The organism is Terrisporobacter glycolicus ATCC 14880 = DSM 1288 (assembly GCF_036812735.1).
In the GTDB taxonomy this organism is placed as follows: domain Bacteria; phylum Bacillota; class Clostridia; order Peptostreptococcales; family Peptostreptococcaceae; genus Terrisporobacter; species Terrisporobacter glycolicus.
This window is the reverse complement of sequence record NZ_CP117523.1, coordinates 305,276-326,493: the sequence shown is the minus strand read 5'-3', so window position 1 is coordinate 326,493 and position 21,218 is coordinate 305,276. Positions and strand designations below refer to the sequence as shown.

Sequence of the window (21,218 nt, the reverse complement as noted above, 5' to 3'; positions counted from 1 at the left end):
TCACTATCTCCTTTTATATCATGCCAACTATATATTACCCTTACTTAACTTTTTAGCAATTAGCTTAGTACTTGTATTTAAAATTAAGACTATTACGATTAATACTACTCCGACACTAGCTGCTCCACTTATATCCCCCATTTCTTTTGTTAAAAGATATGAGTGAACAGTTAATGTTCTCGCACTGTCAAATATGCTTGTTGGCATACTAGCAACTGTTCCTGCTGTTAATAATATAGCTGCTGATTCACCAATTACACGTCCTATTGATAATATAACTCCTGATAATATTCCTGGAAGTGCACTTGGTATTATAACTTTATATAAAGTTTGGAACTTTGTAGCTCCCATTGCCAATGATCCTTCTCTAAATTCATTTGGCACTGTTTTTAAAGCTTCTTCTGTTGTTCTTATTATTACAGGAAGTATTATTATTGCTACTGTTAAAGCCCCTGCTATTATTGAGTATTGCATTTTTAATGTTACAACAAAGAATATCCCCCCGAATAAACCATATATTATTGAAGGTATTCCTGCTAAACATTCTGTAGCAAATCTTATTATTTCTACTACCTTGCCTTTTTTAGCATATTCATTAAGATATATTGCTGATAAAATACCTATTGGAGTGGCTATAGCTATGGCGATTACTACCATATACACAGTACTTATTATCATTGGTAAAATTCCACCATCTCCTGATGCCGAATAATCACTAAATATATAGCTTAAGTTAATTCCTTTAATTCCGTTAACAAATATAAATCCTACTATTAGTACTAAAATCCCAACTGTTACAAATGATGATAGGTATAATAGGAAGCTTAAAAAATTATCTTTAATTTTTCTCATCTTACTGATCTCCCTTACTAGTAAGTTTTCTTAATACTAGATTAAGTATTAAGATAAACATGAATAATACAACACCTGTAGCAAATAGCATTTCTTGATGCGTTCCGTATGCATATCCCATTTCAAGAGCTATGTTTGTAGTTAAAGGTCTTACACTGTCTACAATAGAGGTAGGTATAACAGGCGAATTTCCTGCAACTAATATTACTGCCATTGTTTCCCCTATAGCTCTACCTATTCCTAGTACTACCGCCGCAAGTATTCCTGATTTTGCTGCTGGTAAAACAACCTTAAAAATAGTTTCTATTTTTGATGCTCCAAGTGCAAATGATCCTTCTTTATAAGCTTTTGGTACTGCCTTTATTGCAGTTTGTGAAACTGATATTATTGTTGGCAACATCATTATCGCTAACACTAATATTACAGCTAATAAACTTTGTCCTTTTGGTAAATTTAATAGTTTTTGAATATTTGGTACTATAAACGCTAATCCAAATAGCCCATATAATACTGACGGTATTCCTGCAAGTAATTCTACTGCTGGTGACACAATTTTTTGTACAGGCTTTGGCGCTATCTCAGCTAAAAATGCTGCTGTAAATATTCCTATAGGAACTCCTATTATTAAAGATCCTATAGTAGCTACTATAGATGCTACTATCATTGGAGCCACACCAAATTTATTTGAATTTGGTAACCAATCTGTTCCCGTTAGAAAGTCTACAAATGAATATCCTTTAAATAAAAATGGCGTTAAACCTTTATAAAATACGAATCCTATAATCAATAATAAACTTATTACCGATATTGATGCACTTATCATAAATACTTTACTTGATATATTCTCTATTAAATATTTTCTATTATTGTTCTTTTTATTTTTATCTTTGGTGACGATTTGATTTTTTCCTGTAATCTGTTGATTAATCAAAACATTTCCCCCTTCATTCTTTCAATTTATTTAAATGTACTTTGTATTTCTACAATTCAATGATACATTTTAAAGGTTAAATATATATTAGATTTAGGTTAAGTCTATGTAAAATTCGCTTCGCTTAAGCCACTGTGTGGGCGCTACACTTCATGTCGACAACGATATGCCTTTGAGCAACGTGCTGGAGAATCATTTTGATACCACTTCAGTCAACTTCCTCGCTTGAAAATCTACTTGTTTATTACTTTTTAATTAGCAAAAGTGGATGATAAATAAAAAAGGAGAAATAATACAAAATTTGTATTATTTCTCCTAAAAGAAAACAACATATGTTAAGTAGTAATTCTTAAAGTAAATTATTTATAACTTGTAGTTTTTTGTTATTAATCTAAAAACTCAATTAAGTCTTTTCCTAGTTTAGCTACTCTAGCCAATGAATAAACATCATATCCTTTTGATTCTAACTTTCCTCTTCCAACTTGGAAAGATTTTTCTATAACAATTCCTATTCCAGCAACAGTTGCTCCAGCTTCTTCTACTAATCTAGCTGCTCCTAGAGCTGCCTCTCCATTTGCTAAGAAATCATCTATTATAAGAACTTTATCATCATCATTAATGTAATTTTTAGATAAAGTTAATTCGTAGTTCATAGCTTTTGTAAATGAGTGTACTGTTGTTTGATAAACTTCTCCATTTAGTATTTTAGATTGTTGTTTTTTTAAAGTTACCATTGGTAGTTCCATTTGAAGAGCTGTCATAGCAGTTGGTGCTATTCCTGAACTTTCTATTGTAAGTATTCTTGTTATTCCATGATTTTTGAAATATTCTTTGAAATAAGTTCCCATTTCATACATTAATTTTGCATCTACTTGATGATTTAAAAATGAATCTACTTTAAGAACCGTTTCATTTAATGCTCTTCCGTCTTTTAATATTCTATCTTTTAATTCTTTCATTTTATATTGCCTCTCTATCTAATTTTTTATTATTTTTTTCTTTTTTATCTTCTGTAAGTATTATATTTAAAAGTAAAGCAACTATTGTACCAGTTGATATTCCTGAAGAAAATATCATTTGTAATCCTTCTGGCAATTGTGATATAAAGTCTGGTCTGAAAGTAACCCCTAGTCCAAGACCTATAGAAGTTGCTATTATTAATAAATTTCTATCATTTATTTCTACTCTACTTAGTGTCTTTATTCCTGCTGCTGCAACAGTTCCAAACATTACTATTCCAACACCTCCAAGAACTGGTTGCGGTATTCCATTTATTAAAGCTGCAAATTGAGGGAATAAACCAAGTATAACTAATAATATACCTGCCATTATTGCCACATGTTTACTCGCTACTTTTGTTAATGGTATTAATCCTACATTTTGGCTAAAAGATGTATTTGGGAATGCTCCCACAGCTCCACCAATTATGCTTCCAACACCATCAGCTAATACTCCTGATCCTACCCTTTTGTCATCCATATCTACATCTGATACTTCTCCTATAGCTTTTAAACAACCTACTGTTTCTATTGTAGTAACAAAATATGCTGGTAAAAATGCTATTAAAGCTTTTAAATCAAAAGTTACTCCATATTGGAATATTTGTGGTATTGCTACAAAGTTTGCTTGTGTTACTGATGAAAAATCAACCTTTCCTAGAGGGATACAAATTATATATCCTACTACCATTCCTATAAGTATAGATGCACTACTTAACATTCCTTTTCCATACCTATTTAAAAGTAAAGTAATTATCATAACAAGCATTGCTATTGATACATTTATTAAACTACCATAATCAGCTGCCCCGACTCCTCCGGCAGCCCAGTCCATTGATACTGGTAGTAGCGTAAGTCCTATTAAACAAACTACTGTACCAGTTACTATTGGTGGGAATAACTTCATCAAAGGCTTTATAAAATAACTTAATATAATTTCAAAAAATGCGCCTAAAATTGTTGCTCCTATTATTCCTGGTAATCCTAATACAGAACCTACTGATATGGCTGGTGATACAAATGTAAAATCTGTTCCCATGATGCATGCAACTTTAGATCCTATCCTGCCTACTCCTTTTGCTTGAATTATTGTTGCTATACCTGCTGCTAATATTGATGCACTAATTACAGCAGTTGACGTATTAGCATCAAATCCTAATGCACTAGATATTACTAAGGGAACAACTATAACTCCTCCAAATGCTGCAAATATATGTTGAAGTCCAAGAAGAATTTTCGTAGCCAAACTGGGATTATCTTCAACACCATACTTTAAATTGTTTAACTGTTTTATGTTTGATGAACTCATAACACTATCTCCCGTAATTTTATTTTGTGTGTATGACTCAGTTTCTGATAGTTTTATAAGAACTAAAAACACCTCGATATAAATATCGAGGTGTTTATCCTAAAACAAATATAAATTAATTTTGACTAATTTATATTTATATTTTCTTTAAACTATACCTCGTAGTCCACTAATTTAGGGTTAGCAGGTAGAAACTTACGGACCATATTACCGTCAAATATACGAGTCATTTAATTTTATCTTATTGTACCATATCTAGTTTTTTTGTAAATAGTTTTTTGTATATTAAAACATTTGTATTTATATGGAAATACCTCCTACATTTATCTCCATATTCATAAAAGCAAAAAGCCTAACGGAATCCGTTAGGCTTTTTGTAACTTAAGGTTTATTTAAATATAATAATCAATTATAGAATCTTGCTTATTTTGTTGGTGCTTTTATGAATCCTTCTTCAGCTACTATATTTTGTCCTTTATCACTCATTATGAAGTCAACAAATGATTTAGCTTCATCACTCATAGCATCTTTTTTATTTACTACTAAGAAAGGTCTTGATATTGGATATTTTCCAGATACAACATTGTCATCATTAGCTTCTATACCGTCAACTTTAACTGACTTGATACCATCTTTAACATATCCAAAAGATATGTAAGCTATAGCATTTTCATTTCCTTCAACTGTTGATTTAACATTTCCAGAACCATCAGATATTTGAGCATCTTTAGTTAATTCTTCTGATTCAAATCCTAGTATATCTTGGAATCCATCTCTAGTTCCAGAACCTTCTTCTCTTGATACTACAACTATTTGTGCATCTGATCCACCAACCTCTTTCCAGTTAGTTATTTTTCCTGTAAATATATCTTTAACTTGCTCAACTGTTAAATCTTGAACTTTATTATTTTTATTTGTTACAACTGCTATACCATCTATTGCTATTTGAGTTCCTTCTACACTTTGCGCTTCTTCATCTTTTAAATCCCTTGAAGACATTCCTAAGTTAGAAGTTCCTTCTATTGTATTTTTTATACCTGCTGATGATCCAACTTGTTGCACTTCTATTTTTACATCATTATCTTTTTGATATGCTTCTGCTAAAACCTCCATTGTTGGTCCTACTGAAGTTGATCCTGATATAGTTATTTTAGCTGCATCTCCTTCTGAAGAATTTCCTGAACCACACCCTACTACAAGTCCACTTACCATTACTGCCCCACATAATAATGCCATTATTTTCTTCTTAAACATCTTAATAATCTCCTTCCAAATACCAAAACTTTTTTATTATTACTTGTTTTTTATTTCCTCGATTTGATTTACCTTACAATTTAATAATACAGTTAGAGTGTTAAGAGAGTATTAAGTATACATTAAAGAGATGTAAAGTTTGTTAAATCCGTATTAAGTATACAAAGCATTAAATTTTTGCTAATATTAAATCGTTTATTTTTCTTTCTATTGCATCTATACCTTCACATCCTTTTAATACAGGATTCATTAAGTTTTCATTTAAAATTTCACTTTTTCTATTTGCAATTCCTAAAACATGCTCAACTCTATAAAAATCAAGCTTTTCTCCTGGCATATTGTGTTTTTCATTTTTTACACATTTATAAAGGTCTAAAGCTTTTTCTTTATTATCTTCAATTAATACTTCATACAATATGGAAGTGTTAATAACATTTCTATAATAGGATGATTCTATTTCTTTCTTATAAAATATATCTTTATTTTTCTTTGTCATTTCAACTATTTTATTTATATTTTCTGGTAAGTCTTGTCGATTATTACATATAGCATTCACATATATTGAATGGGCACTTAATGATAAAGAAATTAAGTTACTTTTATCAACTTTATTTTCAACTATATCTTTCTCAATTTTTTCTAAAAGAAATAGCCTGGACTCTTCAGAAACAAGTGTATTACCTATAATACTATATGTATATAAGATTACATGAGTAAATATTTTATCTGATTTCATTAATTTAGTATGTTGTCCATCTCCCATAATATAGCTGGGCAAACACATACACATATCTACTATAATAGTTGCAATAACCAAAATATATGATCTAAATATTAACCCTAAAACTATGGCTATAATACTTAAAATTAAATCACTTAATGGTCCCGCTTGAAGTGCTTTTATCCATGCTTTTTTTGCTTTTTCAATATCATCTTCATTCAAAATCTCAAAATTATCAATTTGAGCCCTTCCTATATACATTAACTGCTTCGTAATCCCCTTCATTCTTTTAAATTTTTTATTTTCTCTTTTAAATGCAAAAGGACCTACATACAGTACAGTAAAGTTAAGTCCATTTTTTTCTGCTATAAATCCATGGCTTAACTCGTGAACCGTCGCAAAAAACAATAGCTCTACTATTCCTACCGAGACTATAGACACTGCTCCTATCATCACATCTTTTATCTCTACATAAAATCCATTCAGTCCTAATGCCAGACCAACTAGTGCTCCTATTATATAAGGCAACACTTTAATTAATTTGCTTTTCATAAAATCCCCCAATATTTTCATTTTAAATCTATTTCAATAAATAAGGAGCTATTTATACATATACTTAATAAAAATAGCTCCTTATTTATTAATATTATAATTCTTTTTCTAATTCGTCTACTAAGTCTTTAAACAGATGTAACGCCTTATCAACAGATTCTTTTTTCTCCATGTCTACACCAGCTTTTCTTAATTGGTTTAGTGGGAAGTCTGAACCACCACTCTTTAGGAATTCTTTGTATCTTGTTACTGCATTTTCACCTTCTTCAAGTATTTGTTTACTTAAGGCAGAGGCTGCAGAGAATCCTGTCGCATATTTATATACATAGAAATTACTAAAGAAATGAGGTATTCTAGCCCATTCTAATCCTATTTGTTCATTTAATTCACAAGATTCACCGTAATATTGTTTATTTAAATCATAATAAATATTTGTGAATTCCTCTGATGTTAAAGGTTCTCCACCTTCAACTTTTGCATGACATATTTTTTCAAACTCAGCAAACATTGTTTGTCTATATACAGTTGTTCTAAATTGTTCTAAATAGTAGTTTAATAGGTATACTCTTTCTTCTTTTGATTTTGCATTTTTTAATAAGTAGTTGATTAATAATAATTCATTTAAGGTTGATGCCACTTCTGCTACGAATATTTTATATCCTGAATATAAGTATGGTTGATTATTTTTTGAGTAATAACTATGCATTGAGTGACCCATTTCATGTATTAAAGTAAATAACGAATTTAAATCATCTTTATAGCTAAGTAGTATATATGATTTAGAGTCGTAGCTACCCCAAGAGTAAGCTCCTCCTTGTTTCCCTTCATTTCCATATACATCTATCCATCCTTCAGCAAATGCTGTTTTCACATTTTCTAAGTATTCTTCACCTAAAGGTTTTAAGGCTTCTAATATAATTTCTTGTGCTTTTTCATAAGGTATTTCCATATCAAAGTTTTCAGTTAATGGCACATATAAATCATACATATTTATTTTATCTAATCCTAAGAATTTCTTTTTAAGATCAGTATATTTATTTAAGGAATCTAAATTTTCATGTACTGCAGATATTAAATTGTTATAAACTTCTACACTAACATCGTCTTGGAATAGTGAACCTTGTAACGCTGACTCGTATTTTCTAGTTTTAGCATAGAATATTTCACTTTTTATTCCACCGTACAAAGTAGATGCAAAAGTATTTTTGTATTGACCATAAACAGAATACATTGCATCAAATGCATCTTTTCTTACTCTTTGGTCTTTGCTTTTTAAGAATAAACTAAAATTTGCATGAGTTACTCTAACTTTTTCTCCCTTTTCATCTTCTATTTCTGGGAATTGTAAATCAGCAAAAGATAACATATCATATATATTCTCTGGAACACCTGATAGGTCAGATACTGCTGCTAGTAATTCCTCTTCCCTTTCATTTAGAGTATGTGGTTTTAATCTTAATATTTCATCCACATGTTTTTTATAGTGAGATAATTTTTCACTTTTTAAATAGTTTTCTAGCTTTTCATTATCCATTGCTATTATTTCTGGTACCATATAAGATGTAGCCATTGATAATTCTGTAGATAACATATCTGTTTTAGTGGCATTTCCTTGGTTTTTATTTATTCTAGTATCTTCATGACTTTTCATATGAGTATACACATATAAATTTTGAAGTATTCTAGATGCTTGTTCTGATAAGTTTAACGCATTGTATAAATTCTCTTCACTATCAGCTAAAGTTCCTTTATATTTTTTGGCTTCCTCAATTAATTCATTTACTTTTTGTATATCTTTCTCTATAGCCCCTTCATTGAGATACATTTCATCTATGGTCCATTTAAACTTGTTTTCTACCGCATTTCTCTCCATTATTTTCACTCCTTAGTAAATTATTCATCCAATAAACAACTTATTAGATTACCTTATTTTATTATTTCCAAAACAGAATAGTACTTTACTTAAAATCACTTTATATATTCCATATTTATTACATGGTTAATATTCTTTAACTGTATAATTAGTTCATCCAGTATTAATCTTCTATCATATTCAATTAAAAATACAATTTCCCATATGGTATCTGATTTTGTTATTATTTGAAAATTTTTAATAGCTATTTCAGAGGCTTTGATAGTATTGAATATGGTAGATGTTACATCTAAGCTTGTTATTGTTGCTTTTAATACTGTCTGACTTCTTTTAGCTATTACCTTGTCAAAATTTTTCAACACATATAATGTTGCCATTACTAATATCCATGATGTGATTCCAAGTACGTATTGACCATATCCTATAGCTATGCCAATACAGGCTGTAGTCCATATGCCTGCTGCAGTTGTTAGACCTCTTATTCCATTAGAGTTTTTTAATATAGCTCCTGCGCCTAAAAAGCCTATTCCTGACAATACTTGTGCTGGTAACCTAGCTGGATCCATTGTACTAACTCCACTATACTTAGTAAATAAATCTAGTGCTATAATAGATGTAATACATGATCCAATAGATACTAAAATATGTGTCCTAAAACCAGCAAACTGATTTGACTTTTCTCTTTCATAGCCTGTAAAACCGCCCACTAAAACCGCTAATAGGAGTTTTATGATTATTTCCTGATTTTTTAATATTATGTCCCCCATTTTGTCCCCCTTAGAATCATATATTAATATTATATATATAATATTAGTATAGTATATGTTTTTATTCTTCATTTTCAATTATGGTTTATAATTATTCATTTATATTATCTTCATTTGATAAAATATTTATATTTGTAGGGTATCCTATCTTAATATTATTTTTCTTAAGCACAATTAAAACCTGTAACTTAGCTTCTCTCAATATGGCAAAATATTTTTCTGAATTAACGACACCTGTAATTGTATATTTTGCACCTATAGATATTTTTTCTATATCCGTTATTCCATATACTTTAAATCCCAAATAACTAGATGGTCTTAATTTTACAAGGTAGCCCTTATATTTTTCATTCATTATATTACATACCTCTTGCAGGGATTCTAAAACTTTCATAGGATCTTCTTCATAAGAAACTCTAACATGAACAATAACTCTCATTACATCCTTACTATAGTTTCTTATGCTATTAATATTACCATTTGGTATGGTAATTCTTTTTAAATCCCAATCTCTAAGACTTACACTTCTTATTCCAACTTCTTCTACGCTTCCTTTAAACTCTTCATTTATTACAATAAAATCTCCTACATGAATTTGTTTTTCAAATAGAATAAAAAATCCATTAAATATGTCTTTTAATATACTTTGAGATGCTACCCCAGCTACAATCCCAACTATACTAGCACCTGTAACAATTGAACCAAAGGCAGTCGCATCAACAATTTCAAACTCTCTAAGAATCAATATTACACTTAAACAAAACATTATATAGTATGACACAGAACACAATACACTGCAAAGAGTATCTTCGTATCTCTCATCAAACTTTGTGATTTTAAATAAACTTTTTAAGGAAAATTGTATAATTTTTAACAAAATACAAGCGATTATTATAATAACCATACTACGAATTAATTTAGAAACAAACATATAATCACCTTTAAATTATAATAAACTCAAAAATAAAATTTGCTTTAATATTTATATTTTAGTATACTCATATTTCTTATTTAAAATCACAAAATATATACAAAAAAACCCACATTACTGTGGGTCGCTTGCTTGTTTTATATATTCATTTATTAACATATCTATTTTCTTACTTGACTCAACTAGCTCATCCCTAAAGATTTCAGGATATTCAATATACGTATTTATTAATTCTCTTACTTCTTCAATTTCCTTCTTTAGTGCTTCTAATTCACTTTTATCCATAAAAACCACCACTATCAACATGTATTTTATTTAATTTTATCAAAAATTGTTATTCTTTGTCAACAATTTCACGGAAAATTTTGTCAATTTTGGGCAACAATACTTTGATACTAACCCTACAAACATCCCCGTAACCAAAGATGCTATAAGCATAAATGGTAAATACCCTACCATATTAATATTTTGTACTATTATACTCGCTACTAATAATTGTCCTATATTATGCCCTATGGCCCCTACAATACTCACTCCTATAATAGAAAAACCTTTTATTTTACTAGCTAAATACATACATATCAAACTTAGATAAGCTCCACCTACACTAAATAATAAGTATGAAATAGGTCCAGCAAAAATAGAAGATAATATAATTCTAACAGTTAGTATTATACAAGTGTCCTTTACACCCAAAATTATCAATGATATAAGTGTTATTATATTCGATAAACCCAGCTTAGCTCCTGGGAAAATAGCTATTAATGGGTTAGGTATATAAGTTTCAAATATATATAATACTAAGCTATATGTAACCATCAAACCTAAAAATGTCATCTTTTTAGTTTTCATTAATTTTCATCTCCATTTTTCAACCTAATACTATAATACAATATATAGTTAAAAACCTCTATATTTTAAATTTTTTTATATGACTTTTAAAAATATAATATTAAAATTATGATTATATTGACATATGAACTAAATATAGTTATAATTTAATTGATAATGAAACTCATTAGGAGGTGTTAATGATGACTGTTTACGACTTAAAAGTTGGCCAAATTGGTACAATTAATAATATAGATGGTGACGAAAGATTAGCAAAAAGACTTCTTGCTTTAGGATGCATTGCTAATACTGAAATAAAAATAAAGAAAATTGCTCCATTAGGAGATCCAATAATAGTAAATTTTAGAGGACTTAACTTAGCTTTAAGAAAATCTGATGCTAAAAATATTTATTTAAAAGACAGCGAGGTGATTTAGTTGATTAACGTAGCTTTATTCGGTAACCCTAATGTTGGTAAGACTACTGTTTTTAACTCGTTAACAGGCTCTAATCAATATGTAGGTAACTGGCCTGGGGTAACAATTGAAAAAAAGGAAGGCTATTTAGATGATAATATAAAAATAGTAGATTTACCTGGTATATATGCCATGGATACTTTCTCTAACGAGGAAAAAGTATCGAAAGATTTTTTAGAACAAGGAAATGTTGATGTAATAGTAAATATAGTAGATGCTTCTAATCTTGACAGAAACTTATACCTTACTACTCAACTTATGAAATATAATAAACCAATAGTTATTTTACTTAATATGGTTGATTTAGCTGAAGCTAAAGGGATAAAATTAGATTATGATAAACTAGGTAAAAATCTTAACGTTACTATCCTTCCTATAGTAGCAAAGAAAAAAGCTGGTTTAGAAAATATTAAATCTGTAATTGAAAATGCTTCAAAATCTAGTATTAATTACTCTGTAAATTTCGGAAATGAAACTGAAACTTATAAAAAAATAGAAGAAATTATATCTGATGCAACTATAGTTCCTTCAATTAAGAAAAAATCAATAAGTGATCGTATAGATGATGTTGTTCTTAATCCTATACTTGCTTACCCAATTTTCATAGGAATTTTACTTTTATTATTTAAGTTTACTTTCGATTGGGTTGGTGGGCCTTTACAAGAATGGCTTGGAGAAGCAATAGAAGCTTATGTAATGACTCCTGTTGACGGTATGTTAGCTAGTTCAAGCTTATGGTTTAAATCCCTTATAGTTGATGGTGTTCTTGGTGGTGTAGCTGGTACTTTACCATTCTTCCCATTAATTTTCACTTTATTCTTAGGAATATCATTATTTGAAGATAGTGGATATATGTCAAGAGCAGCATTTTTAATGGATAGAATCATGTATAGAGTTGGTTTATCTGGTAAGGCATTCATACCTATGGTTATGGGACTTGGGTGTTCATCTCCAGCAATAATGGCAACTAGAACTTTGGAAAGTGAAAAAGATAGAAAGATAACAGCATTAATTTCTCCACTTATGACTTGTGGTGCCAAATTACCTATATATGCTTTATTCGTATCAATCTTCTTCCCAAGACATAAAGCTATCGTTACTACATCTTTATATATATTAGGAGTAGTTGTGGCAATATTAGTCGCTTTAGTATTAAACAAAACAGTATACAAAACTCAAGCAGAGCCTTTTGTTCTTGAGTTACCAGAATATAGAGTTCCTACTTTATCAGCTTTATTAAAAAACACTTGGAGCAAATCTAAAGGATTTTTAATAAGAGTTATTACTGTAATGTTTGCCATGTCAGTAGTTATATGGTTCTTATCATCATTTAACTTAAATGGATTTACTGAAAATATTAACCATAGTTTCTTAGCTTTATTTGGTAAGTTACTGGCTCCATTATTTGCTCCTTTAGGATTTACAGACTGGAGAATTTCAGTTTCTATACTTACAGGACTTGGTGCTAAAGAAATAGTTGTAAACACAATGTCAGTTTTATTTGGTAGTAATTTAGCTAAAGTTTTACCTACTGTATTTACTGGAGTTACAGCACTTTCATTCTTAGCATTTTCTGCACTATATACTCCATGTATAGCAGCTCTTGCAACTATGAGAAAAGAATACGGAAATAAAATGATGATGATATCTTTATCTTATCAATTTATACTAGCTTGGGTAGTTGCTTTATTAGTAAATGTAATCGGAAATCTTATACTTGAAAATAATGCTTCTATAGAATATATTATTGGTGGTGCAATCGTATTAGCAGCAGCATTTATCCTATTTAGGATGTTTAAAAATAAATCAAATAATAAGGGCGGTTGCAGTGGTTGTTCTTCTTGTCCATCAAGTGGTTCATGCCATGTAAAAGCTACAAATGAATAATAAATAAAAAATTGCTATATCTTAATAGATATAGCAATTTTTTATTTATTACTTTGTTAATACTGCCGAACCATGCATATCGCATAATGGCACAATAAAAATATTGTTCTCACTACAATATTCTTTTACAGCTTTTTTTACTCCCGGAAATTGACTACTGTTATAATCATGTACTATAATCATTCCACCTTTAACAAGCTTTGGATAAAATATTTTTAATCCTTCATAAGTAGGTTTATATAAATCAGTATCTAAACTAACAAAGCAAAAACTTGGCAAATTTTCTTTTATACTTTCAGGAAAATGACCTTTTATAAACACTGCTTGTTCTTGATATGAAAGTCTATCCTTTACCAGCTCAACATTAGTATCTGAAAAATCTCCTTCTTTGGCTTTTGAATACCCCTGACTTCTTTCTATCTCAAGATCTTCATCATAAAATCCTTCAAAAGTATCGAAGAGGTATAGTTTTTTATTTGGAAAAAGTTTATTTATTTCTGATGCAAACTTGCCTTTATATACACCTAATTCAGCAACTTCTCCATCTAATTTTTGCTCATTTATTTCTGATGCAATTAATCTTAGTGATGCCAATCTTATATCAATATAATGTTTAAAATCATTAATATCAAATACCATTCCTTTATAGTCTAATAACTTTAATTGTAGTTGAATTTCTTCAGATGCTTCTTTGTTTAGAACTGCGATAACAATAATATCCGGCATAAATTTTACAGATTCTTTAGCCGAATAGATTCTTTTGCCATCCTTACATTTTCCACATAAATTTGGATCATTATCTATAAATCCTAATAATTCAAAATCTCCATTTATCCAATTTGATATCATATTTCCAGCTTGACCTGCTCCAAATATCATTATCTTATTCATAATACTCTCCCATTTTCATTCTTCTTTTTGTAAATAAACAGTATTTATTTTATCTATTGATATTTAGTTATTTAAATATACGTTATTTAACCAAGTATTAATTTTATCTAATACTTCTTCTTTACCTTCTTCTAGGGGATCCTTAAAATCAATTTCTCCTTTAAAATTATTCTTTGGAATCATTTCTTTTATATTCTTATAGAATTTATCTGCTCCACCACCTCCATGACAAGCAAATAAGTATATATTTTTATCACATATAGTTTCCTGATTTAAAAAAGTATTGTAAGGAGATGCATAAGTACCAACCCATATAGGTGTTCCTATAAAAATATTATCATAATCGTCTATATTTATGTTATATGATGAAAGTTCTGGTTTTTCTTTAAATAATACACTTCTTCCTCCCCAAAAATATTTTTTAAACCCTGAATTGTGATACTTTTTCTTTGGTTTTAGTTCTAACACATCTGCATTAGTTTTTTGGGCTATAATATCTGTTATTAGTTTTGTATTACCTTCTAATGAATAGAAGACTACAAGATTTTTCATATATTTTTCATCTTCTTTCTTTTTGTATTTATATATAATATAGTAATAATTTAATCTCTAAACCACAATATAAATTAAATTTATATTGTGGAACTTATTATGTGTAAAAAAATAGTGAGGATAATGCTCCTCACTATTTTTATTTATATTTGTTATTAAAAACTTACGTTTAATTTTACTTCTTTACCATCTCTATTTACTACTAAAGTTGTTTTATCACCACTTTTATATTCATATAAACGTTTAGTTAAGTCTGACATACTTGTTAATTTTGTATCCCCTAATTTAACTATTATATCTCCTGCTTTAACTCCTGCTTTTTTAGCTGGAGAATTGTCTACTACTTCTCCAACAAATACACCTTCGTCGGTAGCTACTTGTTGTCCTTGAGACTGGGCATAAGCTGCATAAGTTGATGCATCGTATCCTTTTATACCTAATGTTACTTTTTTATAACTTCCGTCTTTAATTACTGATTGTATTATTTCTTTTGCTTGATTAATTGGAATAGCAAAGCCTAAACTTTCACCTTCAGATGTTTTGGCTGTATTTATTCCTATAACTTGGCCTCTTTCATTTAATAATGGTCCCCCACTATTACCAGAGTTTATACTTGCATCTGTTTGAATTAGACCTGTCATAGTAGCTTGTTTAGTTTTTATAGTTCTATCTAGGCCACTTATTATACCTTGTGTAACTGTTCTTTGTAATTCTAATCCAAGTGGGTTACCTATGGCTATTGATATATCACCAATTGAAACTTTATCACTATCCCCAAGTTCTGCTGGAGTAAGTCCAGTTTTATTTACTTTTACTACAGCTAAATCCAATTGTGAATCATACCAAACCACATTTCCATTAGCACTTGAACCATCGTTAAATAAAACATTTACTTGTTTAGCCTCTCCATCAGAAATAACATGAGAGTTTGTAAGAATGTATCCATTTGAATCTACTACTATACCTGTTCCCACGCCTTCTGATTCAGTTGGAATAGAAAACATATTATCTGAACTCATAACAGTTGTAGTAATACCTACTACAGACGGCATCGCCTTTTCTGTTACTGCCTGATATACATTTGTACTTTTTCCTTTACTATTTATACTTATACTTTGTGATGAAGATGAGCCAGATGACGTACTTAAATTATTTTTCAATAATATTACTGTTAAAAACGAGCTAAGTACTGAGCATATTACAGCTACAACTACTACTAATCCTATCCCTTTTTTTCTTGCCATTTTTTCTCCTCCTAACAAAATAAACTTATTATTATTTTATTTATATTATTAATTTTTATAATCTTTTCTAAAAAAAAGAAATCATCAAATTCGATATAAATCTCTTATGATGATTTCATTATAATATTTTATTCTTAATTAAACCTTAATTTCTAAAGTCTTTTTTCTAATTCTTCTTTTTCTTTTTCAAATCCTGGTTTACCTAATAAAGCAAACATATTCTTCTTGTATGCTTCAACACCTGGTTGATTAAATGGATTTACTCCTAATAGATATCCACTTATTCCACAAGCTTTTTCAAAGAAGTATACTAAATATCCAAAATTATACTCATTTAATGTTGGTATATCTATTATTAAGTTTGGAACTTGACCATCAGTATGAGCAAGTAAAGTACCTTGGAATGCTTTTTCATTTACAAAATCCATAGTTTTTTCACTTAAGTAGTTAAGTCCATCTAAATCTTTTTCTTCTGCTTTTAATTCAACTACTTTTCTTGGTTTCTCCACATTTAAAACTGTTTCAAATAATATTCTCTTACCATCTTGAACATATTGTCCCATTGAGTGTAAGTCAGTTGAGAAATCTACTGAAGCTGGGAATATACCTTTTTGATCTTTCCCTTCACTTTCTCCGTATAATTGTTTCCACCATTCACTTACAAAGTGTAAGTTTGGCTCATAATTTACTAGTAGTTCTATGTCTTTACCTTTTCTATGTAATATATTTCTTACAGCTGCATATTGGTAGCAATCATTATCTTCTAAGTTAGATGTAGAATATTTTATACGAGCATCGTTAGCTCCTTGCATCATTTCATCTATATCAAATCCTGCTGCAGCTATTGGTAATAGTCCAACCGCTGTTAATACAGAGAATCTTCCCCCAACATCATCTGGTATTACAAAAGTTTCATATCCCTCTTCATCAGAAACTTGTTTTAATGCTCCTTTTTTAGCATCTGTAGTTGCATATATTCTTTTTGCTGCTTCTTCTTTGCCATATTTGTTTTCTAAAAACTCTTTTAAAACTCTAAAAGCTATAGCTGGCTCAGTAGTAGTTCCTGACTTAGATATAACATTTAATGATACATCTTTGTCCTTTATTATTTCAATTAAGTCCATTAAATAAGTTGAACTTATATTGTTTCCTGCAAAATATACTTCTGGAGCTTTTCTATCATCTTTGCTTAAGCTATTTCTAAATGAGTGACCTAAGCATTCTATTGCAGCTCTAGCCCCTAAATATGAACCACCAATTCCTATTACTACTAGTACATCTGAATCAGATTGTATTTTTTGAGCTGCTTTTTTTATTCTTGCAAACTCTTCTTTATTATAATTATTAGGAAGATCTATCCAACCTAAAAAATCCTTTCCTGGACCAGTTTTTTCATGAAGCATTTCATGCGCAACATCAACATAAGGTTGTAATGTATCAACTTCTTCCTTAGCAAAAAAATCTAAGGCTTTACTATAATTAAATTTAATTTTGTTCATAATTCTACTCCCTTTTTTATAATATTAATACCATAAAATTATATCATAAAACCAATTTGCCTTCTTGTTAAAAAATTGTTTAGTTTATATTATTTTTTTATTATATTGATTAATATTTACATTTTTATAAAAAATATAAAAAGCTTTAGAAATAAATATTATCTCTAAAGCTTTATATGTTATCTATTTTTCATTTACACTTTGTGCTATAACTTGTTGAGCTATATTAACAGCGTGGTCTGAAACTCTTTCTAAGTTAGCTATTACTTCTAAATAAATAATACCATTATCTATACTACACATATTATTATTTAATCTTCTCATATGGTTTATTCTACATGATTTTTCCATAATATCTACTTGTTCTTCCATTTTGATTACTTTACAAGCAAGATCCACATCGGATGTTCTCATAGATTCTAATGCATAAGTATATGTTGATAATACTTTATTGTACATATCGTTTAACTCATTTCTTGCATGATCTGAGAATGTAACGTCATTAGTTATACTATTTTGAGCTAATTCTGCTATATTTTCAGCATGATCTCCTATTCTTTCTATATCATTAACTGTATTAAATAATGAATCTATAACTTCTCTTGATTCTTCATTTAGAGGAGCTTTTGATAATTTAAGCAAGTAATTTAATATCATTTTTTGTAATTCATTTATTCTTTTTTCTTTTCTTAAAGTAATAGATATATCTTTTTCTGACTTTTCCAGCACACTTTTCATAGCACAATCTAAACTTTGCTTAGACTTTTCACCCATTCTTAATGTTTCTTTTTCCACATTAACTAATGCTATTGAAGGTGTTTCAATCATTCTATCATCTATAAACTTAACAACTTTTACATCATCATCTTCAGTGTGGTTGTCTGGCACTAATCTAGTAGCTAATTTTATTATAAATTTATTGAATGGTAATAAAATTAAAGTTGATGCTATATTAAATATTGTATGAACATTGGCAATTTGTCTTGCAACATTATTTGGATCCATATAAGTTACTGCACTAACAACTAATTTATTTAAGAATATTAAGAATAGTGCTGTTCCAAGTATATTGAATATTAAATGTATAAGTGCTGCTCTTTTCGCACTTATGCTTGCACCTATACTTGATAATAAAGAAGTAACACAAGTACCTATATTTTGACCATATAATATTGGTAGTGCACTATTAAGTGGTATTAATCCTTGTGATGCTAAAACAACTAACATACCCATAGATGCACTTGAACTTTGTATTATAGCTGTTATTCCAAATCCTAATAATAGCCCTAAGATTGGATATTTACCAAAAGTAAGTAATGCGCTAGTAAATCCTGAATACTCTGATAATGGTTTAACTGCTTCTTTCATAAAGTCCATACCTGTAAATAGAATACCAAATCCTATTAAAACTTCTGCTATATGCTTAGTTTTTGGTTTCCCACCGAATAAATAAAGAATAATACCTATTCCTAAAGCTACAGGAGCTAGTCCGTTCATATCTATTGATACTAATTGGGCTGTAACTGTCGTACCTATATTGGCACCCATAATTACTCCTACTGCTTGTGGCAATGTCATTATACCAGCATTAACAAAACCAACTACCATTACCGTAGTGGCACTTGATGACTGGATTACAGCTGTTACTAATGTCCCAACAAGAACTCCCATAAATATATTACTAGTTAGAAGTTCTATGATTTTTTTAAGCTTACTTCCAGCTGCTTTTTCTAGGGCTTCTCCCATAAGATTCATTCCAAATAGGAATAGTCCCAATCCACCCATAATACCTATGATTATTTCCAAATTTTATTCCTCCTTAGTTACATTCGTTCATTGATTATTACATTTTGCTTTTAATCTTAAAAAATTTTTTACTATTATGTATTTATGATTTAATGCATAAACATTATATCATAAATCTTTGTTAATTTTTTTTATCAATTTCCCCATTATTGTTAAAATTATTTAACAATAGGGCAATACTTTCCAATTATTTTCTCTGCACATTTTATACCATCAACAGCGGCTGTAACTATTCCTCCTGCGTAACCCGCACCTTCACCACAGGGATATAAATTTTTTGTACTTACTGATTGTAATGTTTCTTCATCTCTTACTATTCTAACTGGTGCTGATGACCTTGTTTCTACACCTGTTAATACTGCGTCATGCATAGCAAACCCATTTAGTTTCTTATCAAGAGATACTAATGCTTCTTTCATAGTTGATGTTACAAACTCTGGTAAACATTCTCTTAAATCAGTACCTGTTACACCTGGTTTGTACGAAGGTTCAACCTTTCCTATATCTGTTGTTATCTTGTCATTTAAAAAATCTCCAACTAATTGCATTGGTGCATTATAATTATTTCCACCTAATTCATAAGCAAGTTTTTCATATTTTCTTTGGAATTCAATCCCTGCCAAAGGATTAGTACTTCCAAAGTCTTCTGGAGTAACATTAACTAAGAAAGCGCTATTTGCATTTACCTTATCTCTAGCATGCTCACTCATGCCATTTGTTACTACTTCAAATTCATTTGATGCAGAAGCTATTACAGTTCCTCCTGGGCACATACAGAATGAATATGCTGTTCTTCCATTAGATGTATGCTCAATTAATCTATAATCCGCCGCTCCAAGTCTTGGATGATCGTAGAATTCCTTATATTGAGATTTATTTATTAATACTTGTGGATGTTCTATTCTTGCTCCGATAGCAAATGGTTTTTGAATTATTTTTACACCTTTGCTATGTAACATTTCATAAGAATCTCTCGCACTATGACCTACGGCAAAAATTATATGGTCACATTCTATTCTTTCTTTATTATTCACTATTACAGCTTTTATGCTATCATTTTCTACTTCTATATCTGTAACTTTGGTGTTAAACCTTACTTCTCCGCCTAATCTTTTTATTTCTTCTCTTATATTTTTCACCACATTTTTAAGTATGTCAGTTCCCACATGAGGCTTATGAGAATACAATATTTCGTCAGGCGATCCAAAGTTTACAAGTTCCTCTAGAACCTTTCTACATCTTATATCTTTTATTCTTGTTGTAAGTTTACCATCTGAGAATGTTCCAGCTCCACCTTCTCCAAATTGTACATTTGAATTATTTTTAAAAACTCTACTATTCCAAAAGTTATTAATATCTTTTGTTCTTTCATCAACATCTAATCCTCTTTCAAGCAATAGTGGATTGTATCCTCTTTGTGCTAGAAGTAAAGATGCAAATAAGCCTGCCGGTCCGCTGCCCACAACAATCGGCCTATGATTTATTTTATTGCTTCCATGCTTAATATCTATATAACTAGGCTGTTTTACTTCAACTACATCTTTTAATACTCTTTTTAATAGTTTTTCTTCATTTTTAACATTTACATCTACAGTGTATACAAAATCTATTTTTCCCTTTTTTCTTGCATCTATGGATTCTTTAAAAATATGATATTCAATTATCTCATTTTCTTTTATTTTTAATTTATTCATTACTAACTTTAGTATTTTCGATTTATCATCACTAATACTAATTTTTATATTCGATACTCTTAACATTTTTTTCTCCTTAATTGTAATTGTTTATTTTATCTTACTTATTATGTTTACCACTAAAAAAATAATCTTACTCTTATTACTCAA

Annotated in this window: 19 protein-coding genes and 1 riboswitch; of the genes, 2 read left to right on the top strand and 17 right to left on the bottom strand. The window is 29.3% G+C overall.

The window, feature by feature from the left end:
• Nucleotides 1–27: 27 nt before the first annotated feature.
• From pstA to TEGL_RS01745, 11 genes are all read right to left on the bottom strand, one after another.
• Nucleotides 28–852: a phosphate ABC transporter permease PstA gene (pstA, locus tag TEGL_RS01795; protein ID WP_018591809.1), complete on the bottom strand. Its 825-nt coding sequence runs from the start codon at nt 850–852 to the stop codon at nt 28–30.
• Between the two features lies 1 nt (nt 853).
• Nucleotides 854–1,783 carry a phosphate ABC transporter permease subunit PstC gene (gene pstC, locus TEGL_RS01790; RefSeq protein ID WP_018591810.1) on the bottom strand — a complete coding sequence of 310 codons (930 nt, stop codon included), beginning with the start codon at nt 1,781–1,783 and terminating at the stop codon, nt 854–856.
• Between the two features lie 386 nt (nt 1,784–2,169).
• Nucleotides 2,170–2,742 (bottom strand): xanthine phosphoribosyltransferase, encoded by a 573-nt coding sequence (locus tag TEGL_RS01785; RefSeq protein WP_018591811.1) that lies wholly within the window; start codon nt 2,740–2,742, stop codon nt 2,170–2,172.
• A 1-nt stretch (nt 2,743) separates the two neighbouring features.
• Nucleotides 2,744–4,090 carry a nucleobase:cation symporter-2 family protein gene (locus tag TEGL_RS01780; RefSeq protein ID WP_018591812.1) on the bottom strand — a complete coding sequence of 449 codons (1,347 nt, stop codon included), beginning with the start codon at nt 4,088–4,090 and terminating at the stop codon, nt 2,744–2,746.
• Between the two features lie 142 nt (nt 4,091–4,232).
• Nucleotides 4,233–4,335: riboswitch (purine riboswitch) on the bottom strand.
• A gap of 178 nt (nt 4,336–4,513) precedes the next feature.
• Nucleotides 4,514–5,344: a phosphate ABC transporter substrate-binding protein gene (locus TEGL_RS01775; RefSeq protein WP_018591813.1), complete on the bottom strand. Its 831-nt coding sequence runs from the start codon at nt 5,342–5,344 to the stop codon at nt 4,514–4,516.
• Nucleotides 5,345–5,513: 169 nt separating this feature from the next.
• On the bottom strand, nt 5,514–6,617 hold the full coding sequence (locus TEGL_RS01770) for a site-2 protease family protein (protein WP_018591814.1): 1,104 nt from the start codon (nt 6,615–6,617) through the stop codon (nt 5,514–5,516).
• A 94-nt stretch (nt 6,618–6,711) separates the two neighbouring features.
• Entirely contained in the window at nt 6,712–8,490 is a 1,779-nt protein-coding gene (pepF, locus tag TEGL_RS01765) for an oligoendopeptidase F (protein WP_018591815.1), read from the bottom strand.
• Nucleotides 8,491–8,585: 95 nt separating this feature from the next.
• A complete protein-coding gene (locus tag TEGL_RS01760; protein ID WP_018591816.1) occupies nt 8,586–9,257 on the bottom strand; it encodes an MgtC/SapB family protein in 672 nt (223 codons plus the stop codon).
• A gap of 91 nt (nt 9,258–9,348) precedes the next feature.
• Nucleotides 9,349–10,161, bottom strand: coding sequence for a mechanosensitive ion channel family protein (locus tag TEGL_RS01755; RefSeq protein WP_161618798.1), 813 nt, complete (start codon nt 10,159–10,161; stop codon nt 9,349–9,351).
• Nucleotides 10,162–10,302: 141 nt separating this feature from the next.
• Nucleotides 10,303–10,473, bottom strand: coding sequence for an aspartyl-phosphate phosphatase Spo0E family protein (locus TEGL_RS01750; protein WP_018591818.1), 171 nt, complete (start codon nt 10,471–10,473; stop codon nt 10,303–10,305).
• 39 nt (nt 10,474–10,512) lie between these two features.
• Nucleotides 10,513–11,040 (bottom strand): Gx transporter family protein, encoded by a 528-nt coding sequence (locus tag TEGL_RS01745; RefSeq protein WP_018591819.1) that lies wholly within the window; start codon nt 11,038–11,040, stop codon nt 10,513–10,515.
• A gap of 182 nt (nt 11,041–11,222) precedes the next feature.
• On the opposite strand from TEGL_RS01745, the gene TEGL_RS01740 reads away from it, so the two are divergent.
• Together TEGL_RS01740 and feoB are read left to right on the top strand one after the other, a co-directional pair.
• Nucleotides 11,223–11,456, top strand: a complete 234-nt coding sequence (locus TEGL_RS01740) for a FeoA family protein (protein ID WP_018591820.1) — start codon at nt 11,223–11,225, stop codon at nt 11,454–11,456.
• Nucleotides 11,457–13,382, top strand: a complete 1,926-nt coding sequence (feoB, locus tag TEGL_RS01735) for a ferrous iron transport protein B (protein WP_018591821.1) — start codon at nt 11,457–11,459, stop codon at nt 13,380–13,382.
• Between the two features lie 48 nt (nt 13,383–13,430).
• Here the strand turns inward: feoB and TEGL_RS01730 are convergent, their stop codons facing one another.
• The 6 genes from TEGL_RS01730 to TEGL_RS01705 form a co-directional block, all read right to left on the bottom strand.
• Nucleotides 13,431–14,273 carry a TylF/MycF/NovP-related O-methyltransferase gene (locus tag TEGL_RS01730; protein WP_018591822.1) on the bottom strand — a complete coding sequence of 281 codons (843 nt, stop codon included), beginning with the start codon at nt 14,271–14,273 and terminating at the stop codon, nt 13,431–13,433.
• A gap of 63 nt (nt 14,274–14,336) precedes the next feature.
• Entirely contained in the window at nt 14,337–14,825 is a 489-nt protein-coding gene (locus TEGL_RS01725) for a flavodoxin family protein (protein WP_018591823.1), read from the bottom strand.
• A 155-nt stretch (nt 14,826–14,980) separates the two neighbouring features.
• On the bottom strand, nt 14,981–16,069 hold the full coding sequence (gene htrA / locus TEGL_RS01720) for a serine protease HtrA (RefSeq protein ID WP_018591824.1): 1,089 nt from the start codon (nt 16,067–16,069) through the stop codon (nt 14,981–14,983).
• 152 nt (nt 16,070–16,221) lie between these two features.
• The gene (locus tag TEGL_RS01715) at nt 16,222–17,568 is read right to left on the bottom strand and encodes a glucose-6-phosphate isomerase (protein WP_018591825.1); all 1,347 of its coding nucleotides are present in this window, start codon (nt 17,566–17,568) and stop codon (nt 16,222–16,224) included.
• A 183-nt stretch (nt 17,569–17,751) separates the two neighbouring features.
• Nucleotides 17,752–19,374, bottom strand: a complete 1,623-nt coding sequence (locus TEGL_RS01710; protein WP_018591826.1) for a Na/Pi cotransporter family protein — start codon at nt 19,372–19,374, stop codon at nt 17,752–17,754.
• A gap of 158 nt (nt 19,375–19,532) precedes the next feature.
• Nucleotides 19,533–21,134, bottom strand: coding sequence for an NAD(P)/FAD-dependent oxidoreductase (locus tag TEGL_RS01705; RefSeq protein WP_018591827.1), 1,602 nt, complete (start codon nt 21,132–21,134; stop codon nt 19,533–19,535).
• Between the last annotated feature and the right edge of the window lie 84 nt (nt 21,135–21,218).